General features: G+C 38.5%; 20 protein-coding genes and 2 pseudogenes. 10 read left to right on the top strand and 12 right to left on the bottom strand.

The features are described 5' to 3' along the window. The 4 genes from SST62_RS0108490 to SST62_RS0108475 form a co-directional block, all read right to left on the bottom strand. A partial coding sequence (locus SST62_RS0108490; protein ID WP_029187001.1) for a DeoR/GlpR family DNA-binding transcription regulator occupies window positions 1–506 on the bottom strand: 506 nt, incomplete at its 3' end. Between the two features lie 439 nt (window positions 507–945). Then, a complete protein-coding gene (locus SST62_RS1000000112925; RefSeq protein WP_029187000.1) occupies window positions 946–1,140 on the bottom strand; it encodes a hypothetical protein in 195 nt (64 codons plus the stop codon). A gap of 17 nt (window positions 1,141–1,157) precedes the next feature. Continuing rightward, complete coding sequence (locus tag SST62_RS0108480) at window positions 1,158–2,378, bottom strand: MvaI/BcnI family restriction endonuclease (protein WP_029186999.1); 1,221 nt, start codon at window positions 2,376–2,378, stop codon at window positions 1,158–1,160. Continuing rightward, window positions 2,378–2,839 carry a helix-turn-helix domain-containing protein gene (locus SST62_RS0108475; RefSeq protein WP_029186998.1) on the bottom strand — a complete coding sequence of 154 codons (462 nt, stop codon included), beginning with the start codon at window positions 2,837–2,839 and terminating at the stop codon, window positions 2,378–2,380. Before SST62_RS0108475 ends, SST62_RS0108480 begins: the two co-directional genes overlap by 1 nt. A gap of 189 nt (window positions 2,840–3,028) precedes the next feature. Here SST62_RS0108475 and SST62_RS0108470 point away from each other — a divergent pair, with 189 nt between their 5' ends. Beyond that, on the top strand, window positions 3,029–4,579 hold the full coding sequence (locus tag SST62_RS0108470; protein ID WP_029186997.1) for a DNA cytosine methyltransferase: 1,551 nt from the start codon (window positions 3,029–3,031) through the stop codon (window positions 4,577–4,579). 525 nt (window positions 4,580–5,104) lie between these two features. Continuing rightward, window positions 5,105–5,323: pseudogene (locus SST62_RS1000000112350) on the top strand (tyrosine-type recombinase/integrase); the annotation flags it as partial. A 317-nt stretch (window positions 5,324–5,640) separates the two neighbouring features. On the opposite strand, the gene SST62_RS0108460 reads toward SST62_RS1000000112350, so the two are convergent. The 3 genes and pseudogenes from SST62_RS0108460 to gla all read right to left on the bottom strand — a co-directional run bounded on the left by SST62_RS0108460 (window position 5,641) and on the right by gla (window position 7,482). Further along, window positions 5,641–6,246: an NUDIX hydrolase gene (locus SST62_RS0108460; protein ID WP_029186996.1), complete on the bottom strand. Its 606-nt coding sequence runs from the start codon at window positions 6,244–6,246 to the stop codon at window positions 5,641–5,643. Between the two features lie 112 nt (window positions 6,247–6,358). Next, a pseudogene (locus tag SST62_RS1000000113065) lies at window positions 6,359–6,533 on the bottom strand (DUF853 domain-containing protein); the annotation flags it as partial. A gap of 103 nt (window positions 6,534–6,636) precedes the next feature. Further along, window positions 6,637–7,482, bottom strand: a complete 846-nt coding sequence (gla, locus tag SST62_RS0108455) for an aquaglyceroporin Gla (RefSeq protein ID WP_029186995.1) — start codon at window positions 7,480–7,482, stop codon at window positions 6,637–6,639. Window positions 7,483–7,621: 139 nt separating this feature from the next. Here gla and SST62_RS0108450 point away from each other — a divergent pair, with 139 nt between their 5' ends. Continuing rightward, a complete protein-coding gene (locus SST62_RS0108450; protein WP_029186994.1) occupies window positions 7,622–8,422 on the top strand; it encodes a formate/nitrite transporter family protein in 801 nt (266 codons plus the stop codon). A gap of 33 nt (window positions 8,423–8,455) precedes the next feature. On the opposite strand, the gene SST62_RS0108445 is transcribed toward SST62_RS0108450, so the two are convergent. Next, on the bottom strand, window positions 8,456–9,151 hold the full coding sequence (locus tag SST62_RS0108445) for an LrgB family protein (protein WP_029186993.1): 696 nt from the start codon (window positions 9,149–9,151) through the stop codon (window positions 8,456–8,458). Then, a complete protein-coding gene (locus SST62_RS0108440) occupies window positions 9,144–9,524 on the bottom strand; it encodes a CidA/LrgA family protein (protein WP_024384743.1) in 381 nt (126 codons plus the stop codon). The genes SST62_RS0108445 and SST62_RS0108440 overlap by 8 nt, the downstream gene beginning before the upstream one ends. Window positions 9,525–9,817: 293 nt before the next feature. Here SST62_RS0108440 and SST62_RS0108435 point away from each other — a divergent pair, with 293 nt between their 5' ends. Genes SST62_RS0108435 through SST62_RS0108425 form a run of 3 tightly spaced genes read left to right on the top strand, consistent with a single transcriptional unit; the run spans window position 9,818 to window position 11,947 of the window. Further along, window positions 9,818–10,144: a PadR family transcriptional regulator gene (locus SST62_RS0108435; RefSeq protein WP_002941094.1), complete on the top strand. Its 327-nt coding sequence runs from the start codon at window positions 9,818–9,820 to the stop codon at window positions 10,142–10,144. Continuing rightward, window positions 10,131–10,886: a DUF1700 domain-containing protein gene (locus SST62_RS0108430; protein WP_029186992.1), complete on the top strand. Its 756-nt coding sequence runs from the start codon at window positions 10,131–10,133 to the stop codon at window positions 10,884–10,886. Before SST62_RS0108435 ends, SST62_RS0108430 begins: the two co-directional genes overlap by 14 nt. Further along, window positions 10,883–11,947, top strand: a complete 1,065-nt coding sequence (locus SST62_RS0108425; protein ID WP_029186991.1) for a DUF4097 family beta strand repeat-containing protein — start codon at window positions 10,883–10,885, stop codon at window positions 11,945–11,947. The genes SST62_RS0108430 and SST62_RS0108425 overlap by 4 nt, the downstream gene beginning before the upstream one ends. A gap of 49 nt (window positions 11,948–11,996) precedes the next feature. Here the strand turns inward: SST62_RS0108425 and SST62_RS0108420 are convergent, their stop codons facing one another. After that, the gene (locus tag SST62_RS0108420; protein WP_029186990.1) at window positions 11,997–14,456 is read right to left on the bottom strand and encodes a YhgE/Pip domain-containing protein; all 2,460 of its coding nucleotides are present in this window, start codon (window positions 14,454–14,456) and stop codon (window positions 11,997–11,999) included. Window positions 14,457–14,583: 127 nt separating this feature from the next. Between SST62_RS0108420 and SST62_RS0108415 the strand changes: the two genes are divergently transcribed. The 4 genes from SST62_RS0108415 to SST62_RS0108400 all read left to right on the top strand — a co-directional run bounded on the left by SST62_RS0108415 (window position 14,584) and on the right by SST62_RS0108400 (window position 17,740). Further along, window positions 14,584–15,117: a TetR/AcrR family transcriptional regulator gene (locus SST62_RS0108415; protein ID WP_029186989.1), complete on the top strand. Its 534-nt coding sequence runs from the start codon at window positions 14,584–14,586 to the stop codon at window positions 15,115–15,117. An 83-nt stretch (window positions 15,118–15,200) separates the two neighbouring features. Beyond that, the gene (locus tag SST62_RS0108410; protein WP_029186988.1) at window positions 15,201–16,184 is read left to right on the top strand and encodes an ABC transporter ATP-binding protein; all 984 of its coding nucleotides are present in this window, start codon (window positions 15,201–15,203) and stop codon (window positions 16,182–16,184) included. Next, window positions 16,177–16,956 (top strand): ABC transporter permease, encoded by a 780-nt coding sequence (locus SST62_RS0108405; protein ID WP_024380162.1) that lies wholly within the window; start codon window positions 16,177–16,179, stop codon window positions 16,954–16,956. Before SST62_RS0108410 ends, SST62_RS0108405 begins: the two co-directional genes overlap by 8 nt. Before the next feature lies 1 nt (window position 16,957). Further along, window positions 16,958–17,740, top strand: coding sequence for an ABC transporter permease (locus tag SST62_RS0108400; RefSeq protein ID WP_024411418.1), 783 nt, complete (start codon window positions 16,958–16,960; stop codon window positions 17,738–17,740). A 77-nt stretch (window positions 17,741–17,817) separates the two neighbouring features. On the opposite strand, the gene SST62_RS0108395 is transcribed toward SST62_RS0108400, so the two are convergent. Next, window positions 17,818–18,657, bottom strand: coding sequence for a Cof-type HAD-IIB family hydrolase (locus SST62_RS0108395; protein WP_029186987.1), 840 nt, complete (start codon window positions 18,655–18,657; stop codon window positions 17,818–17,820). A gap of 389 nt (window positions 18,658–19,046) precedes the next feature. After that, window positions 19,047–20,621, bottom strand: coding sequence for an ABC transporter ATP-binding protein (locus SST62_RS0108390; RefSeq protein WP_029186986.1), 1,575 nt, complete (start codon window positions 20,619–20,621; stop codon window positions 19,047–19,049). Window positions 20,622–20,695: the final 74 nt, after the last annotated feature.

Raw genomic sequence — 20,695 nt, 5'->3', positions numbered from 1 at the left:
CTGAATCGCATTTTTTCTAAACTTGTATTGGTAATTTCTCCTACAAACGATTCTGTCACTTGGCGATATTCTCCTCCTAAGAGAAAGACTTGAAATTCCTCTGTTTTCTTTTGAGATAAGATGGTAAAAACAGGCATACAGTTTGTGATGACAGTGAGACGAGGATTTTTAATAGCTTCAGCCAGAAAGGCAACTGTTGTTCCTGGACCTAAAAATACCGTGTCTCCATCTTCTATCAGTTGTGCTGCCCTTTCTGCTATCTCTTGCTTGGCTTCCTTATTTTGAATGTGTTTCTCAGAATGGGAATATTCCCGATGTTGAAAAGCCTTATTACTTCTAGCACCGCCATGGATTTTTGTTAAAACACCTTGCTCTTCCAACTCTATAAAATCACGTCGAACGGTCATATCAGTAACATTTAGCAATTCAACAATCTCAGAAATTCGAACCGTACCTTTTTTGTTTACCAATCGTGTAATTTCTTCTAGTCGTTCTCGTTTATTCATGTTTAATCCTTTGTTGTTTTTTTACATTATATCAAAAATCAACTAGAATATGTTGGAAATTTGAACATTTGTTCAATATTATCAATACATCCCCACCATCATATTAGACACGGCACTGCATAATATCCACAAAATCAAATCGCTAGCCATTTATACCCTGCCAGTTTTAACAGCTAACGATAAGATAACTTGGTGGCTCCACCCCCAGACCCCCAGTGAAAAATCAAGAATTGATTTTCTTAGGAATGATATTAGGATAATAGAGATGATTTGGAAAAGGTATCACAAAAAATCTTGAACTTCATTTTGAAATTCAAGACTTGTACTTTCATCTAAGAATTATTTGCCCTCTCAAACAATCTATCTTTTTTGAAATAAGATTTTAATTCGGATAAGTAATAAACCCCACTGGCTAATTAAAGTCAGTGGGGTTTTAAATCTAAATAACTTCTTTAGAAAGTCTGTCATAACATTCACTTTTCAACAGAGGACTTTCTATAACAACTTGACTAACTTTTGAGTCAATATGTTTTAAATTAGGCTTCTTATAGTTTCTAATCGCAACTAGAGATACAACACAATTTTGATAATTAAAGCCTTTTTGCGCTATTGCTCCACCGTTGCCTATCGCCATAAAACTTCTCCAATTTACTAGATTTTTAAATCAATTATTTCCGTACTACCAAACAACAAATTTCTTTGTTTGTTTTTAATCCTCCAAGCGTTACCATGATTCTTACCTGCGTACTTGCCTGATGGGGTCGTATAACCTCGCCAATCATAGGTAATGGCTCCTGATTTTATCAGAGAAAGAAAAGTCATAAATTGAGGTGAACGTGTTAGCTCTGCTTCAACGTACTTGAATTGACCTACTTCGCCGTCCATTTTAGATTCAACTTTTACCCATAAAGTAGCTGGATGTTTTTTGTGTAATTCTTCCTCTAATGCTTCGAATGTCCAGAAAGCAGTCAAAATACTCTTCTTGTTTTCTTGTTTTCGTAACTCAACTGTACTATCTCTATCATTAACTTCCAGATAGAACCCTTGATTATTTTGAGGATTTTCTTCTGAACCTATTGTAATATATAAACTCTTATATCCTAAATGCTTCTCTGAATCATAACCATACAAACGAGCAAATGCTGATACTCTACTTCTATCATTCGACTCAAACTCTGCAACAGGCGTTCCCTCAAAATCTGGACGTAGAGTAAATAGGGTGTCTAACGTTTTGGAGGATTTTGATTTCAACTCAATAATTCCCTCAAAATCAGCTTCTTGGCTATTATTAGTTTTTATTCCCAAAAGCGACTCTAAAGTATCCCCAGCATCCTTCGGTGCAATCTTACCTGCACCTTTTGAATTTCTATGAAATCCTTGTTTTGCTATGACTCTAATCTGTGGAATCAATCTATTTAATGAATCTTCGACCTTATCTTGTCCAAATAGCTGTATGATAGCACTGTTTTGAGGAATACTTCTCGTCACATTAAATAGAGTAAGTTCTTTTCGATTATCTACAGTAATATAGATTAAATCATTAACATTGATTTGAGACGACCTAATGAACTCTCCCAAGCCATATATCCAGAATCGCTCATCCCCTCTTTTATTGGCTTTATAGAAACTTATTTTTACTTCATGTTTCTGGTCTTCCAATACAAGATTAGCCATCAAATAAACTTTATCAGTTAGTTTTTCAAAATCCAATAAATCATTATCTAACAACAACTTCCTTAAAAAACCATTTGCGTCGATAATACTTTTATTTAACATAGTTTGCGTCAGTCTGATAACAGTATAGCCATTAGAATTATACTTATGTATAGCGTTGATAACTTCTAATTCGTCGTCATATGGAATAAATTGCATTAGTTTTCTCCCCTCTTAAATAGATCAACAAGTGAAACTTCCATTTCTTCAGCAAGACTTTCTATTGTTGAAAAATAAATATCTGAATATTTACCATTTACAAGATTACTTATAGTAGACTCTCCAACTCCACCCGAGGCACTCAGTGAAAATTGATTCCAACTTCTCAAATATAGTTTGACATTTTGTATAAGAATATTTTGATAATCCTCCACTAAATTGGGAGTAAAATCTTTAGAAGTACTTATCTTTTCAGTTCTAATTAAAAGTTCTGGAAAATTGATTGATAAAGCATTAGAAATCACTACCAAAGTTGAAAGTTTTGGGTTGTAATCTGCATTTGGAGATAATAATTTGTTGACCGTCTGCCTACTAAGTCCTGTCTTCTTAGCTAACTCACTTTGCGATAATTCACTCGAATAAAGCAGTCGCTCAATATTTTCTTTTACATATCGCTCCATAACAATTCTCCAATTCTCATTTTCTATATATTACAACTTAAATACCAAAAAATATTCATTTTAATTTACATTTTAACTGGTTTTTAAATTCTATTACGAATATATTATAAGATAGAAAGCAACTCCTGGACTTTTCAAAAAAATTCTGATATACTACTAAGGTAGTAAATACATTATTCGAGGTAAATTATGCCCTATGCAATAGACTTATTCTGTGGTGCTGGAGGATTTAGCGAAGGAATCCTACAAGCTGGATTTGATATTATCTTTTCCAGTGATAAAAGCCCTATGGTAGAAGAAACATATACAAACCGACATCAACAATTAGGCTTAGTTAATGGTGTTGATACTCACTTTGAACTGGCTGATATAAAAGAACTTACTTCTGATAAAATATTTCAATCAATCAACTCATTGAAATATGGAAATATATTCGAAAGAGGAACTGTGGATGTTATTTTTGGCGGTCCTCCATGTCAAGGTTTTAGCCGTCTAGGGAAACGAGATGCTAAAGATCCTAGAAATATGCTCTTCCACGAATATTTGCGCATAATAAAAGATATTATGCCACGTTATGTTGTTATGGAAAACGTAACTGGTATTTTAGATATGCAGATGCTAGACTTTCCAAGTGTGCTTGATGATAGAATTTACAAAGGACAGAATCTGGTTCAATCCATTCTTAGAAATGAATTGGATGAGTTAGGATACACCCTACTTGATGTTCAAGTTCTAAACGCTGCAAACTTCGGTGTCCCACAACAAAGAAATCGAGTTGTATTTTTAGCGTATCGAAACGATGTGACTCCAATTGAATACCCAGAAAGCGACAATGTTCTTCCAAATGTTACCGTTTATGATGCTCTGGGGGATCTTTATGACAGGGAATTTGATTACGAAACAGATTATTCCAGACAAAGCCGATTAGGAAGAACTCCTAATATTGATGGTCAACCTATCACAACTAATAATCCATTAAATATGGAAACTTCAAATCATGATAATATTGTCACACAACGATTTTCATTATATCAACAAGGTGAGAATAGAGCCAAAGCTGTTAATAGGATCCAATTAGAAGGATTGGAATTACAAAGAGATTGTCCAAATCTATTCACAGAAAGTTTATTTCAACTCAATGGAAAAGCTAACCAACATCTCATTCTAAAGCAGCTAAAAAAACAAGATTTACTTCAAGAAAGTTTTAAATCTGAAAAATGGTTGCAATTTACAAATCGCCAACTCGGCTTACTGTCTATGAATGATAATGACAACTCAGCCAAAGTTCATATTTTAAAATCATTTGCTCTTAGATTAAAAACAACATTTGAAGAAGCAGAATTATTTTGGAATGAAATTAGAAATCATTTAAATAAAGAAATTACAGAAAATAAATTTTCAAAAATGTTAAGAGAAGGAGAGTTAACTCCTAACGCAATAGAAGCAATCTTTACTAAAAAAAGTATACGAGTTCGTCTTAATCAAGATACCGTTTCTCCAACCATGGTAACATTACCAGATGACTATATCCACCCATTTTTTAACCGAGTGTTGACTGTAAGAGAAATGGCTCGTCTACAATCGTTTGACGATAGCTTTGAATTCCTAGGCAAACGTACTACTGGAGGCGATAAGCGAGCAAAAGAAACGCCTCAGTTTACTCAGGTGGGCAATGCTGTTCCACCACTACTTGCTAAAGCAATTGCTGAACAAGTAATGATTGCTATAAATAAACAATAAGTGACTCAATATTCTTTGAAAACTTCAGTACCAAAACTTACAATGAAACAAACTAAGTATTGAGTTTTGATACTTTATCACATCCTTCAATTAATTACTAATAATAAAAAATGATTTCAAAATAATTCGAGGTCATTTTTATTATTCTCTAGCCAGACAGCCGTCTGCAAGACCCCTCGGAGAGCGTTTGTAGTTTTGATGGACCGCAGGGCTGTCAAAACTACAAAAACGTTACTTTTTGGCAAAAAGTAACAAAAATCTATCTTGAATCGAAGTCAATTGTTTATCTTACAGCACAAAAATATCGAACATAGGCCAGCGAGGAATAGCAAAGCGCCCCGCTGTTGCCCGTCATTAGGGCGAACGAGCATGAATCTTCAGTTTCATAATAATAAAAATGGAGTTCTACTTTGTCCATTTATTAGTCAAACATGGACTTTATAAATTTAGACCATTTTTCAACTATTAATGGACTTCATACATATCCAATTTTTATTAAAAGATGGATTACTTTAACAATCCACCTTGGAATCAATCAACTTACCTAAGTATGGATTTCATCTCTTTCGGCATACACATGCTTCATTGATGTTGAATGCAGGAGCAAATTGGAAGGAATTGCAGACACGTTTAGGGCACAAATCAATATCTACAACAATGGATACCTACGCTGAACTAGCTCCTAAAAAAATTCAAAACGCTGTGAACATCTTTACTCAAAAAATGAAAGAGTTGACAGCTTAATTACATCACTACCTTTGTCACTACCTTTTACAAAAATGATCGTCACAATTTTTCGAAAACCCTTATTATAAAAGGAGTTTCAACAACTGGGATAAGATAATACTTAACCTTCACTGAAGTGAAATAATTGAATCGAAAAAGCACCTGAAATCATTGATTTCAAGTGCTTTTTTTTGCTTGGTGAGACTATATATGAAAGAAAAACAGTTGTCCTGATGAAATAGTAAAATTTTCATTAAATTATCTGAATAAAGCCATACAATCTCTACATTTTTCTCTACACTTTTTAATTCAAAAATAAAGCAAAATAGTCAGACTCATAGACTACCGTTCACAATCTCCACAAAACGATGGGTAAATTGGGCAGTCATTCCCCAGATATTTTCTGGTAGATTTTCATAAAAGGGAACAGAGCGTTTGTGATGACTGAAAGGATAGTCAACCCCACCTATCAAACGTTCAAAGGGAAAGTCACAATCTGGGACAATCTGTGAATCCAGTTGATAATAGACAGGGGCCGTTTTCAGCAAGGTTTCCAGTGGAACTGTGAAGAATCGAGCCACTTCATCGTTGGGTTGAAGGGTCTGCCAATCCAAGTGAAGTCGACCGACAAAACAGCGAACCGTCGAGCGGCCAAAAACTAGATAATCGATTTCCCCCAGCAACTCAATTTGTTCCTGTTGAATATCAAGTTCTTCGATAACCTCACGAATGGCTGCTTCTTCTGCTATCTCGCCTTCATCAATTCCGCCACCTGGGAAGGAAACTTCTCCCGGTTGAGAAATAGACTCGCTCCGAATCTCATACAAGACCTGCCACTGATTGTCTGACCAGACTAAGGGCAAGAAGACTGCATAAGAACGCTTTTGACCCAATGGCTGGGGCTGATAGTCTTTCAATAATGCCTGCAATTGATCAGTCATGGCAACTCCTTACTAACTAGTGATTTATGCTTATTTTAACGAATTTTGTGGCATCTGGCAAGAACTTTGTCTAGATAAAAAAGCTGAGAAGTTTCCTTCTCAGTCTAGTCCTTTATTTTCCTTTTAACATGCCCATAATACCACGAGTCACCACGCGCCCAACTTCCCGTCCGACCTGGCTGGCTCATCAGGTTCTTGGTAAAGCGATCCATCATAGAGTCTGTTTTGCGACTAGCTGGCTGACTAGTTTTTTGTGCAGCTTTAGCCGCCTCTTTTCCGATTTTTTCTAGCTTTATTGTAGCATAACTTTTAGGAAAATAGCAGAGCAGACAACTTTATATTGGATATGCCAAGAGAAAAAGAAAAACCCGACAAAACGGGTTCTCTATATTATAGATACAAGAATTTGAATAGTGCAACAGCGGCAATTGATGCGATGATTGGAGCACATACAGCAACCCAAGCATACCACCATTTAGAATCCGATTTGTTCTCACCTAGGACTGATTTTGGCAAGAGATGGTGAACGATACGTGGACCGAGGTCACGTGCTGGGTTTAGACCAGGACCTGTTGGACCACCGACTGCAGCAACAAGTGCCATAACAAGGAAACCAATGCCTAAGTGAGCAACTGCAATTGAACCTGAAGTATATGGAGCAGTCATTGTCTCAGCGACTGTTTTATCATAGCCCTGTTCAATCAATTTACCAACCAACTCTGAACCAAAGAAATGTTTGGTCAAAGCAAGGGCACCGAAGAACAATACAAATGAACCAACGAACTCATTCAAGAAACCATTAGTTGTCGCAGCTTTACGGCTTTCTTTCGTTCCGTTATCAAGTGCACTGATAGTTGAGAATGAACCAAGAATATGGTTAGAATTTTCAGTTTTCAAGAAGTAAGGTTTATAAACTGCTACAACCACTAACTGACCAAACATTGCACCTAACAATTGGGCAACAATGTATTGAGCAACGTGAGCCCAAGGGAAGAGACCTGAAACAGCCAAACCAAGTGTGAAGGCTGGGTTGATATGGTTACCAGAAACGTTACCAAACATCAATGCTGGCATCATAACTGCCAAACCATAGCCAATCGCAATGAGAATCCAACCAGAGTTGTTTCCTTTGGTGCCTTTTAAATCAACGTTTGCAACAGTACCATTACCAATGATAATAAGGAGTGCAGTCGCTAAAAATTCAGTGATATATTTCACTGTCCATGTAACATCCATATTTTTCTTATATTTCCTTTCAAAAGTTAAATTTTTTTGGACAACAACCATTTTATCAAGTATAATAAACAAAGTAAAGCCATTCGACAAAAAGAAAACGTTTACTCAAAAAAGTAGTAGATTCAGTAAGGAGATTAGGATGGGAGCTAACCAAGAGACATTAATGTATACACTTGAAAAGAGTATCAAGAAAAAAGCAGATTTGTTTGAACACAGTTTTTCTGCCTACGCTGTACGAGCTATACTAGCCAGTCTTTACTTAGGATTGGGGATTGTCATTTCTCTTTATACAGCAGACAAACTCAACCATGTCGCAGAAGGACTCGGAAAATTTAGCTATGGGTTGATGTTTGGTTGGGGGCTACTCATGATTTTATATATGAATGCCGAACTTGGAACATCCAACATGATGTATATGACAGTAGCCAGCCATCGAAAAACGATTCCTACTAAAACAGCCCTCAAGATGTTGGCAACCTGTATCCTTTTCAACTTTGTCGGTGCTGTCCTTGTTTGTTACTTGGTCTCACTGACTCTACCTTATCAGCACGTTGATGCTCACAGCTACCTATTTGAAGCAACGGTGGCCAAGCTTTCAAAGACACCTTTGACTCAATTTATTGAAGGGATTTTTGCTAATATTGTCGTGAATATCGGCGTATTTACCTTCTTACGCATCAAAGATGATGCTGGGCGTCTCATTTCCGTTATTTTCATCATCTTTATCTTTGCTTTCTTGGGATATGAGCACGTCATTGCGAACTTTTCACTCTTCTCCCTGGCCTTTTTTGCAAATGGTGGACCAGTTGAGGGAATGACTCTATTAAGTGTACTAAGCAATTTCCTCTTTTCTGGATTAGGAAACTACGTGGGTGGCGGTCTCTTTATTGGACTTCTTTATAGTTGGTTGAATAATCAATCCAAACTTTATGTAGACTAAAAAACTACGGTTGGAATTCCAATCGTAGTTTTTTTATTGTAAGATAATCTGCGCAACTATAGGACTAATCACCACATACATGATGCCTGTAATCCCAATAGCTAAGCCAGCCATCGCCCCTTGCGTATGCCCATATTTTATCGCTGTACCCGTTCCAATGGCATGCCCTGTTCCTCCCAAAGCAAGACCAACAGCTACCGGGTCTTCAATTTTTAGTAGCTTTAAAAAGACTGGGGCAAGAACACTTGTCAGAATCCCTGTTGCAACAACGACTACAAGAGTAACTGTCGCTATCCCTTGCATTTTATCAGTAATACCAACAGCCATAGCAGTGGTGACTGATTTTGGAAAAAGAGAGATTGCTAGAAAAAAATCCATTCCAAACCATTTTGCAATTAGGGCAGTAAAGACAGTATTGACAATACAGGCAACAAAAATTCCCAAAAGAATACTTCGAATGTGATGTTTCATTAGATGGAAAGAACGATACAAAGGGATACCCAGAGCTACTGTTGAAGGCACAATAAGCATATTTAGATAGGAACCTCCTGCATAATATTCCTTATAGGAAATACCTGTCATTTTTAAAAAGACAATAATCAATCCTGTAGCTACCAACAGTGGGGTTGTGATTGGATGAGGAAATCTCCGATAAATCAGCATTCCAATTAAATATGCTGCAATTGATAACATAATACCAAAAATAGGGTTAGAAAAAAGTTCAGTCATGCATTCCCTCCGCATCAATGTAGTCACCTTCAAACTTTTGCTTCACAAATTGAACAACAAAACCAATTACTAAGATATTTAAAAAAATGGCGCCTAAAATGACGATAATAATAGGAAGTAAATAATCTTTAATTGCATCAAATCTCTCCATAATGCCCACCGCTGCAGGCAAAAAAAGAATGGTCATATTAGCCAGCAAAAAATTTCCAACCGTATGAATGTGGCGAAGACGAATCAATTTGAACTCTAGGGCTAAAAATAGGAGGATTAAGCCAATAATACTTCCCGGAATAGGAAGATGAAAAATAGTCGAAATAGCTTCCCCTAAAAATGAAAATACTAGAATAATCATAAACTGAACATATAGTTTCATCTTTACACCACCTTAAATACTACTAATCCATCTGAGGTCATTCTCTTTTAGTCCAGAAAATCCCTTAATGTTAGTACTATTATTAAGTTTACTACTCTGAAAATATTTTTCAAGGCTATAAAACGTTTACACATTAAAAATTTGTCTTAAGCTATTTTATTTATTTTGCACATAATCACTTGACAATTTATTTTTGTAGGTGTATATTTAATATATAACAAAATTAGATATATAGAACTGAACGCTATATATCAAAACCGAACCTAACTAACAACAAAGGAAAGGAGCGTCCTATGCATTTTCCAGTCCCCGCAGTGCTGACAGAATTTCTCATCATGGCTATTTTAGAATCCGATGATTCTTATGGCTATGAAATCTGTCAGACCATCAAACTCATTGCCAACATCAAGGAGTCAGCTCTATATCCCATCCTAAAGCGATTGGAACAAAGTGACTTTTTGACTACTTATTCCCAAGAATACCAAGGTCGGATGCGCAAGTATTATAGCCTGACCCAGCTGGGCCATGAAGAACTGGTTCGGCTCAAAGATGATTGGGATACCTATACAACAACCATCAATGGTATTATAGAAGGGAGCGTCCGCCATGACAAGAACTGAGTACATGGAGCAGTTAGAAAAACACTTGAAGAAACTGCCCCACAAGGAATACTTCGAAGCCATCAACTTCTTCAATGAATACTTTGATGAGGCTGGACCAGAGCGTGAAGCTGAGATTATCGAAGAATTAGGATCTCCAAAGGAAGCTGCCAGCGAACTCATTAATAACATGCTCAACAAACAAATTCAAGAGGACAAGGAGCAACAAGAACCTATTCAACTCAACTGGAAACTCTGGGTTGGTCTGGGAGCCTTAAGTATGACAGGTCTCTTCTCTTTCTTCCTACTCTTTATTATGGGAGAGTTTATCGGAGTCATTCCTCTGTTTGCAACTCTTATCCTCGGCGCCTTTTTCCTCGGTCGCTACTTCCGTAATTTTAGCCAAACAAAACGAACGCTCTGGTTGGCTATCCTAGCTGTCATTTCCCTGCCTATCGCCATTCCACTTTTGCTCATTCTTCTAGCTAGTCTATTGGGATTGGTGGCGCTCATCTTGGCCCTCATCGTCGGTGCCTTTGTTCTGGGTGTCGGACTTCTCACCAGCGGTGGCTATCTGATTTGGGAAGCCTTTAGCCTTCTGTCTGATGGATTTAACATCTTCCTCATGGGCTTTGGCTCAGGATTGTCACTGATTGGTGGCGCCATTCTTATCTACATCTTGACTGGATTTTTTGCCTACTGGTCTTGGCGCTTGGTCAAGGCTTGCTTCAAATGGATCTTGAAACGAGGTAAACGAGCATGAAAAAGAAACTAACCATAGCCATTATTATCGGCTTTGTCAGCCTGATTGCTGGCTTGATTTTAGCAGGCATTGGATTTTTCACTGGGGGCGTAACCCGTTTGGAAGAGGTTGCTGCTCCGACGGAAGTCTATAAGACCTTCACAGATTTGAATACCATTAAAATTGACTTTATCCCCCACAGCGTCTATATCAAGGAGTCTAGCGATAGCAACTACCATGTGACCTATACCAACTCCGACAACAATATGCAATCCCCCTTAAAACTAGCAGAAAAAGAGGGCACTTTGACCCTTTCTTCACAACAAGAATCTTTTGCTATCGAAGGAATTATGCAGTATCTTGGAGAAAGGTTGGCCCAACGTCGTATCAATGTCTTCTCCGTCACCATTGAAGTGCCTAAAGGGAAGACACTGGATAAATTAGAGGGACACAATCTCCACTTCTATGATTTTGGCGGTTTCACGATTGAGAATATCCATATCAAAGAGGCAAATCTGTCTGGTGGTGTCGATCTCGACAAGGTGACCATTGACAGCGGCCAGATCGAAGCAGGCTACTTCCAAGCGACACAATCCACTCTAAAAGATATGCACATCGACCTCCACGAAAGTAGCATCCGCTTATCTGAAACCAGTTTGGAAAATGTTACAATTAAAAATTACCAAGAACTGAATGCAGATCAATTGACTCTCCTAGGAAAAAACGTCCTCACTCCTTCCGAATACAGCCTATCTGTTACAAATATAAACCTAACAGATAAGAGCTTACAAGACATCAATCTGAATATCAGTACACAGCTGGACATCAAAACACTTGCGGAACACTTAGGCTACCACTATGAAACCCTCGAAGAACTAAAGCAAGCTGTTGGTGATATGAGTTACTTCAACGAACAAGCTGAAAACGTCGGTATTTTCACTAAAGATAAGTATCAAACATTATCGATCAAAAAAGAGGAGGATAAACAAACCTTAACTTTGGAGAAAAAAGAGAGCAATAATAGCCTGACCATTACTTCAACTAACGCAACCATTAATCTACGAACACCAACACCAAAATAACTACATCAACCAAAAACCAACTGTTCACATGGAGCAGTTGGTTTTATTATTATTCATCTTTTTGATTATAAATCAAGAGACCTAATCCCATGAAGCCTACTAAGAAGAGGCTCAGCATCCAAACTTGATGACTACTATTTCCAACCATTGAAATGGTTTGACGAAGGCCTGAAACAGAATAGGTCATTGGAAGATAAGGCTGAATGACTTGAAAGAAGCGTGGGCTAAGTTCGATTGGATAGGTACCTGCGCTTGAACCAAGTTGCAATAACAGGATAATTAAACTTGCGAAGGATCCGAAACGATTGCTCCAACCCACCAGGGCTGTAACGAGGGCCATGAAGGTCCAAGAAGCTAGGAGGATTAATCCCAAGGTTGCCATTGGATGAGCCGGATCGATTCCAATCAAGCGAAGAACACCGTACAGAATCAGTGCTGCTAGGCTGGCTATCGTACCATTAAGTAACAATTTCCCTTTAGCCCAGTCCCAACGATTCTTGTAGGAGCGATTATCAATGTGTTTGACAAAAATAACATTCGCTGATAAGGCTACAACCATCAGTGCGACAGAGACCATATAAGGAGCCATTCCGACACCGTTGGTCTTCACATCATCTTGGTCGCTGTGTTCCAAGGTGACTGGTTGAGAAACTGCTTGTGCATTTTTGTCTTCTACAGAGATGACTGATAGTTGTTGACTGGCTGAGCTGAGTGAATTTGTTAGGGTTTCACTACCTGTACGAAGACTGGAAATACCGCTTGTCAAGGTTTGACCGCCACTAGCTAATTGATCAGCACCAGCAATCAATTGCTGACTGCCAGAAGCCAATTGTCCTGAACCGCTGACAAGTTGACTGGAGTTGGATGCTAAGGTTGCCAATCCTGATGTTAACTGACTACCTCCTGATTGGATACTACTGTTGTTAGCAACCAACTGAGCTCCGCCCTCAGCTAATTGAGCAACACCTGCGGTATAGGCTGTCACCCCTGACATGAGTTGACTAGCTCCACTTGACAGTTGCGTTTGAAGTTGGCTCACACCACTCGTCAAGGTTTGAGTTCCTGGTAGAACTTGCTGGTTCAAGGCGGTGTTGACCTGACTCAAGCCACTTGATAGGTTTTCAATGGCTGTTGTAGCACCTGGCAATGCTTGATTGGCAGCCGTGTTGATCTGACCAACAGCTGATTGCAGCTGGCTCATTTGTGTTGCCATACCAGAAAGACTTTGTAGGCTAGATAAGGCTTGACTAAGTTGAGACAATTGCCCCAAAATCGTTTGGGCTGCTGTCATTGTTGTCGAAGGTGAATTTTGGAGAGCTCCAACCAATTCAGCTTGCTGATCAGCTGTCAAGTTTTGATAGGTAGCCGTTGCTTGCAAGGCTTCAATGCTTGCTGTTTTATCAGCTTGGGCTGCAGTCAACAATTCTTGAGCCTGAGCCCCCATCTCTGTCAAGAGGCTAGATAGAGTAGAGGTATCTACTGCAAGTCCTCCGATACTTGAGAGGCTATCATTTAATTGATTGATGGCTGCTTGCAACTGAGGAAGCCCTGTCAATAAGGCCTGTATCTGACTAGACTGTTCCGCAGACAAACTAGTTGAACCAGCGAGTTGCTCCAAGCCTGCCTGCAATTGATTGACTCCTGTTACCAGTTGTTCAACCTGACTTGCTCCTGATTGCAATTGTCCCACCCCAGCGATGAGCTGAGAGGAATTGGCATTTAATTGCTCCGCACCTGAAGCAAGACTAGCTACCCCATTTGTATAGGTTGTTAAGCCACTGGAAAGTGTTTGACTTCCTGAAGCAGCCTGATTGACTCCATCTGTATAAGACACAACTCCAGTAGCCAATTGGTTTGCTCCTGTCACCAGTGATTGGCCTGATGAAGATAAGGTAGATAGGCCTGATGATAGAGTCTGACTTCCAGTTTCTAATTGACTAGCTCCATCTGTCAATTGTTGACTTCCATCTGCCGCCTCAACCATACCCGCTTGAATCTCTCCCATGCTATCAAAAACAGCAGAGGTATATGTTTCAGTAATCGTCTCTGAAACAGATGTCTTTAATTTCTCCATAGCTGATTCGCCCATCTTAGAAGCGACAAAGCTGTGACCTTTAGAGGTTTGGTAAGAAATTGTTAGTGGTTCCGGCTGATCCGTCAAGAGACTAGATGCTTTTTCTGATAAATCTTCTGGTAGGGTGATGACCATGTAATAGTCCCCTTCTTCCAAACCTTTTTCCGCATCTTTTTCTGATACAAAGTGGAAATCCAGGCTCTTGCTCTCTTTCATATTATCCACCATATCATCACCAATGGTGAGGGTTTTATCTTGAAAGCTCGCCGACTGGTCTTGATTGACAACTGCTACGGGCAACTGGTCTAGTCGGCCGTAAGGGTCCCACATAGAGGTTAGGAAACTAATGTTATATAAGGCTGGGACACAGGAAACACCGAGAATGGTGATCAAGGTCATTGGTTTTTTGAAAAAATTCTTTACTTTTTCTGACATAAGAACCTCCTTTAGACATCCTGTCCAAAAACTGATAAAATACATTATACAAGTATCATTTTCAAAATCAAGTAATAAGAATCGTTTTTTAGACAATGTGTCTAAAAATGTATAAAAGGAGCAAAAAATGGGAACAGATAATCGGAAAGAACGGACACGACAGGCTATTTTAGAAGCAATGGTGACTTGCCTAGAAACTCAAGGGTTTAATGAGATTACAACCACCCACCTAGCACAGACTGCTGGTATCAGTCGCTCTAGTTTTTATACCCATTATAAGGATAAATATGAATTGATTGACTCCTATCAACAGGGACTTTTTCACAAATTAGAGGCTATATTTGACCGTTATGATGGCAATCGCCAATCATCATTTTTAGAAATTTTCGAATTGCTCTATCGTGAAAAATTGCTTTCTGCCCTACTGACCCATAACGGAACTCAAGAAATCCAAAATTTCTTGATTAACAAAGTCAGATTGCTGGTCGCAAATGATTTGGCTGAGCGTTTGGGGAAAGAAGATTTATCACCACTTGAAAAAGAATACAGCAGCATCTATTTTTCGCATGCCTTCTTCGGTATCATGCAGGTATGGATTAAAAATGGTAAGCAAGAATCTCCTCAATATATGACCGATTTTCTAATCAAAATGTTACCGTAATCATTATTTTCTACCTTCACCCCCTTAAGAAATATGGTATAATAGTCATATCGTGCAAACGTTTTCTTAAAGGAGATGATGAAATGATTCAAGCTGAACATCTATCAAAAACCTATTCCATCATAGATAAGGAAGTTGGTCTCAAAGGTTCTATTAAGGCCTTTTTCAAACCCAAGAAAAAGAAAATCCCTGCCGTCCAAGATATTTCCTTGCAGGTCAAAAAAGGCGAAATCATCGGCTATATCGGTTCCAACGGTTCCGGCAAATCTACGACTATCAAAATGCTGACGGGAGTCCTCTATCCAGACCAGGGCTCAGTCCGAATCAACGGCCTCAATCCACAAGAGAACCGCAAGGCTGTCAATAAGCAAATCGGGGTACTCTTTGGACAAAAATCCCATTTGGATTGGAACTTGCCTGTCCAAGAATCTTTTATTCTACACGCAAAAATTTATGATGTTCCAGATAAGGTATTCAAAGAGCGATTGGCTGTCTTGATTGATTTATTGGACTTAGCTGATATTATGAAGCAACCAATCCGTAATCTGTCACTCGGCCAACGGGTTCGCTGTGAATTTGCGGCTATCTTTATCCACCAGCCTGCTGTTGTCTTTTTGGACGAGCCAACCATCGGTTTGGATGCCAGCGTCAAGGAGACCATTCGCTCCTTCATCCGCTACATGAATCAGCAGTACCAGACTACATTTCTAATTACTTCCCATGATATGAAGGACATTGAAAGTCTCTGTGAGCGGATTTTTATCATTGATAAGGGCAAGAAGGTCTACGATGGTTCTCTGACCGTCCTCAAAGAACGCTTTTCCACAGTGAAAACCATTCTCTTTTCCACAGAAAAGCCGATTGAAAAAGACTTGCAACTAGAAGGCTGGGAATTTGAACGAATGGATGACTTTCACTTTGAAATCCACTACCAAAGCAAGTTTTGGACCAGTGCTCAGGTGATTGAGCAAATCTTTAATCATTATTCGATTAAAGATGTTACCATGAAGGAATTGGAAATTGAAACCATGGTCCGCCAAATTTATGAGGAGGGTATCCATGCGTAAATATCTCTACATGACCCGCCTGACCATGATGAATGCCATGCAGTACAAGGCTTTCTTTCTAGCGACCTTCGTTTCACTGGCAGTGAAGATTTTAGTAGCTCTCTATGTCTGGAAAACCATTTTCTTCACTCAATCAGAAGTCAATGGCTTTACCCTGCAAACCTTTACTACATATATCATCTTTGCTAATTTATTAGCCAGTTTAAATTCTTTCTCACTTGGTGAAGATTTGTCTTATAGCATTTTGAAAGGAAGTATTGCTGGAGAATTTCTCAGACCCTATTCCTTTATCCTAGCCCTCTTTTTCAAGGACCTTGGAAACAAGCTCTTGGAACTGATAAAATTTGCCATCGTATTTATTGGTATTCTACTTGTTCATCAAGATTTCTACCTGCCTGATGGCCAGACCATTTTGCTCTTTCTAGTCAGTTCGATTCTAGGGATGTTTATCGTTCAATTGCTGGATATGGCTTTTGGCTTCTTAGCATTTTTTACGGTCAATGCCTGGGGAGTTATGCTCCTACGGATGGGGCTTTTCAATTTGGCTTCTGGGGCACTCTTGCCACTCAGTTTTTATCCACAGTCTGTGGAAAACTTTTTGAAACTCCTTCCCTATAATTATGCAGTTAACGTTCCTGTTTCCATTTTATTAGGACAGGAAAGCGATCTAAGGGCTTTGGGGTTGCAAGTTCTCTGGATACCATTCCTCGCTCTCTTCATCGCTGCTCTTTGGTCCCAAGCCAAGCGTCGTATTGTCATTTTTGGAGGTTAACATGAAGAAATATATCAGCCTCTATTTATATAACATCAAGGTCTACATGATGGCCCAGATGTCCTTTCGGGTGGACTTCTTCATCGGACTTTTCTCCTCTTTGATTGAACAAATTGTCTACCTGATTTTCCTCAACATCCTCTTTGGAAATATCAAGGAAATCGCTGGTTTCAACTACGGTCAAATGCTTTTCATCTATGGAATAGCCACCGTCGGACGCTCCATTCACTTGATTTTCTTTGATAATCTCTGGATGTTTGGCAGTCGCTATATCCGACAAGGCGAATTTGAACGCCTCCTCCTCATGCCTGTCAATCCTCTTTTTCAGCTAATTTGCGAACGAATCCAGCCACAAGGAATCGGAACAACGCTTATCGGTTCCCTTGCACTAGTCCAAGCTTCTAAAGAATTGGGTATGGAATGGAGTCTTGGAAAACTAGCCTTACTAATCTTTATTGCCATTTGTATCGGCCTACTCTATGCAGCTATTCAGCTGGGACCAACTGCTTTAGCATTTTGGATTGTAGAATCATTTCCTTTGACTATGGGAATTTTCGCCCTCAATCAGATGGCTCAATACCCACTCAATATCTATCCAAAAATCATTCAAATCCTGCTGATTTTTGTTTTCCCTTATGCTTTTACAGCCTATTTCCCAGCCCTCTACTTCTTAGACCTGTCTATGTGGGGACTGGCTCTGCCACTGGTTGTCCTGGTCCTATTTACCATTAATTACAAACTCTTCCGCTATGGTATGACCAAGTTCACCAGCGTTGGAAATTAAAACAAGGCTCTCAGTGCTTGAGAGACCTTGTTTTTTATACTAGAGCATGAGGATATATAAAAATACTCAAGGATTTTTTACTCTCCCTTGGTTTCCGACAACCAATTTTCCAAGACCTGCATGACCCCTGCCTCCAGATGGCTGGGAGCTCGGTACTTGGCTACTGCCTTGACCTTGTCTGTCGCATTTTCCATGGCATAGGAATGCCCAGCATAGGCTAAGAGTTCCAAATCATTGTCCGAATCTCCAAAAGCCATGACCTGCTCTGCCTGTATTCCCAGGTCCTGTAAGACCTGCTCCAGGCCCCAGGCCTTGTGGATCCCCGCCGGCAAAATGTCCACCGAGCCATAGCCACTGGTCACTGCCATCAGCTGACCTGCGTACTGACGGTTAAAGCCCCCAACCAGCTCGTCCACCTGCTCTTCTGGCACCCAGAAGCCCGCCTTAAAGATAGGCTGGTCTGTCGGGTAGGCCGCCAAGTCCTCCAGCTGGACCACCCTATTCTGGAAGGCCTTCATCTGCTCGGGCTTAATAGGAAGGCCCGTCCCTTCAAAGGGAACACCCGCCCCCTCCTGCATATAGATATGATGGTCATTGGCCAGCATGAGGCAGATGGTCGCCCACTGTCCCTTGAAATAGGATAATACCATGCCCGACTCCTGCTGGGTCAGGCCCCGCCTCAAACGTGTCTCTCCCCCTTGATAGATATGGGCACCATTATCCGCGACAAATATCAGGTCTTCCTCAAAGCCCTCACAGAGTTGCCTCAACCGCTCAATCCCATTGCCACTCGCGATGACAAAGGGAATCTTCCACTCAGCTAGCTGGGCCAAAATAACCGCAAACCGCTTCCGATCAAAGCTCCCTTCTCCGTCCAAAAACGTCCCATCCATATCTGTCGCAATCAACTTTATCATACAATCTAACCTTTTCCCTTTCAAGGGGGTGCAAAAACCATGTAGGGTGTGCATCTTAAATCCTAGTATAATTTCTTTTATTATACCACACAGTTAGCATGAAACATAATCCCCAAAAATTAAGAGAGGCTTTTTAATGCTACCGAAGAATGTAAAGTGTATTTTTTCGACATTTCTTAATATCTTTAGTTATCAATAAATTTTTTAGTTCATCCAAAGTTACTCCGTGGTCTATATCACTACCCCAATAAAATCTAACTATTCTTTTGGGACATACCTGTGAGTATTGAGAATTAACTTCACCAATCAATCGAATAATTTTATTACCACTATGAATAATCTTATAGTCACTAAAAAATTGACTCGAACAACTAATGTTTATTCTAATTTCAATTAATCGTTTCAATATCAATTATATCATCAAAGAACGACTCTTCTATTTTCCTATGACTTACCATAACGACGGTTTTATTTTGGTAATATTTTTTTAAAATAGTCATTAATTGAGTCTGCATTTCTAAATCTAAAGCAGAATCTATTTCATCCAATAATAAAACTTCATATTGATTGAGTATACCTCTGGCAATCAATATCTTTTGCTTTTCCCCACCTGACAACTTATCCCCAAAATCACCTGGTTTTCTTTCAGACCATCCATGTACATCTTGAATAAGAGTTGTCATTTTTAATTCTGCGATTAGGTTCATTAACAAGGCATCATCAACCTTATCCAAAGGGTATATCATGTTCTCTTTCAAAGTACGATCAAATAAAGTCATCTTTTGTGATAAATACCCTATTTGTTCTGAAGATAAATAATGCGTAACGCTTCCAGAATCAGGAGTAATCATCCCTTTTACTAACTTTAATAAAGTTGACTTTCCCGTTCCATTTTTTCCTCTAATTAAAATAAATTTTCCTCTTCGAATGCTGAATGTTAAATTATCAAAAATTTTCTTATCACCATGGGAAAATTGAACATTTTTTAAAGAAATCAAACTATCTGTATCTGTATTCTCATGTGATATAGATACCTTATTTAATCTACCAAAATCAATTTTATCTAAAGCTAAATCTAATCGATCTAGGGATTCTAAAACAGATAAAAATTGTTTGCCAAATCCGTTCATATGAATAGATGAGTAAACTAAGACTAGGATATAAGCCATACTACCATCACTACTTTTATTTAATACTAATACAATCATGACAACAGTCATAACTGATAGAATTAACTGTAACAATAACTGATGACTATCTATCCTTTTTTGTAGATTAAAATATGTTTTTTGCTCTTTGCTTAAAATTGTATCGTATTTCTTAGTTTCAAAAAATTGTCTAAATGTAGAAATAATTACCTCTACATTTTGAAAATAATCAACAAAAAAGGAATTGGTCTCACTAGTTGAATCCAACGCATCTTGAATCAGGCGAACATTATCTTTTGAAAATACAATAGATAGCCATAGATAAAGACTACAAAATAATATATAAACGCCACCAATAAAAATATCATAGGTTATAAGCGAAAATGCGTACAAAGAGATAATCAATATAACATTTAAAATAAAACTAATACTTTCATACTGTAGCGATCTAGCTGAGTATGAAATTTCAGATGCTAAATTTTGAACTTCTCCTAAATTCATATCAACGAACTTAGAATAACTTTTATCTGATATGTCCTTAAAAACAATAGATTTCGAAACTTTTCTGACTTTTTGCAACATATAATTTTTCGGAAACGCTACAAATGATACAGATAAAAATGATAATAAAAGTAAGAATAGATAAGTATAATCTATAGTTGATTTAGTAAATGAAAAAAGTTCAGATATTAAAAAAGGCTGGATTCCTATCAATAAGAATAAAACGACTATGATGCCTACATAGATACAAACTTGAGTAATTCCTATACTTTTAATTAATTGTCTAAAAAAACTTATTGTTCGCTTTTTATTCATTCTATCCCCTCTTCATTTACAATAAATTCTTCTAAAGTTGTTGCTGGCGAACTCAATTCTTTAGGCATATGCCT

Origin of the sequence: Streptococcus suis YS56, from assembly GCF_000440115.1 — a bacterium.
GTDB classification, from domain to species: domain Bacteria; phylum Bacillota; class Bacilli; order Lactobacillales; family Streptococcaceae; genus Streptococcus; species Streptococcus suis_L.
This window is presented reverse-complemented; position numbering and strand designations above follow the sequence as displayed.

Coding starts and splice junctions, on each gene's coding strand:
- SST62_RS0108450 (WP_029186994.1), top strand. CDS start 7,622: ATGGGAGCTAACCAAGAGACATTAATGTATACACTTGAAAAGAGTATC.
- SST62_RS0108430 (WP_029186992.1), top strand. CDS start 10,131: ATGACAAGAACTGAGTACATGGAGCAGTTAGAAAAACACTTGAAGAAA.
- SST62_RS0108480 (WP_029186999.1), bottom strand. CDS start 2,378: ATGCAATTTATTCCATATGACGACGAATTAGAAGTTATCAACGCTATA.
- SST62_RS1000000112925 (WP_029187000.1), bottom strand. CDS start 1,140: ATGGCGATAGGCAACGGTGGAGCAATAGCGCAAAAAGGCTTTAATTAT.
- SST62_RS0108395 (WP_029186987.1), bottom strand. CDS start 18,657: ATGATAAAGTTGATTGCGACAGATATGGATGGGACGTTTTTGGACGGA.
- SST62_RS0108470 (WP_029186997.1), top strand. CDS start 3,029: ATGCCCTATGCAATAGACTTATTCTGTGGTGCTGGAGGATTTAGCGAA.
- SST62_RS0108410 (WP_029186988.1), top strand. CDS start 15,201: ATGATTCAAGCTGAACATCTATCAAAAACCTATTCCATCATAGATAAG.
- SST62_RS0108440 (WP_024384743.1), bottom strand. CDS start 9,524: ATGAAACTATATGTTCAGTTTATGATTATTCTAGTATTTTCATTTTTA.
- SST62_RS0108415 (WP_029186989.1), top strand. CDS start 14,584: ATGGGAACAGATAATCGGAAAGAACGGACACGACAGGCTATTTTAGAA.
- SST62_RS0108400 (WP_024411418.1), top strand. CDS start 16,958: ATGAAGAAATATATCAGCCTCTATTTATATAACATCAAGGTCTACATG.
- SST62_RS0108405 (WP_024380162.1), top strand. CDS start 16,177: ATGCGTAAATATCTCTACATGACCCGCCTGACCATGATGAATGCCATG.
- SST62_RS0108475 (WP_029186998.1), bottom strand. CDS start 2,839: ATGGAGCGATATGTAAAAGAAAATATTGAGCGACTGCTTTATTCGAGT.
- gla (WP_029186995.1), bottom strand. CDS start 7,482: ATGGATGTTACATGGACAGTGAAATATATCACTGAATTTTTAGCGACT.
- SST62_RS0108435 (WP_002941094.1), top strand. CDS start 9,818: ATGCATTTTCCAGTCCCCGCAGTGCTGACAGAATTTCTCATCATGGCT.
- SST62_RS0108460 (WP_029186996.1), bottom strand. CDS start 6,246: ATGACTGATCAATTGCAGGCATTATTGAAAGACTATCAGCCCCAGCCA.
- SST62_RS0108425 (WP_029186991.1), top strand. CDS start 10,883: ATGAAAAAGAAACTAACCATAGCCATTATTATCGGCTTTGTCAGCCTG.
- SST62_RS0108445 (WP_029186993.1), bottom strand. CDS start 9,151: ATGACTGAACTTTTTTCTAACCCTATTTTTGGTATTATGTTATCAATT.
- SST62_RS0108390 (WP_029186986.1), bottom strand. CDS start 20,621: ATGAATAAAAAGCGAACAATAAGTTTTTTTAGACAATTAATTAAAAGT.
- SST62_RS0108420 (WP_029186990.1), bottom strand. CDS start 14,456: ATGTCAGAAAAAGTAAAGAATTTTTTCAAAAAACCAATGACCTTGATC.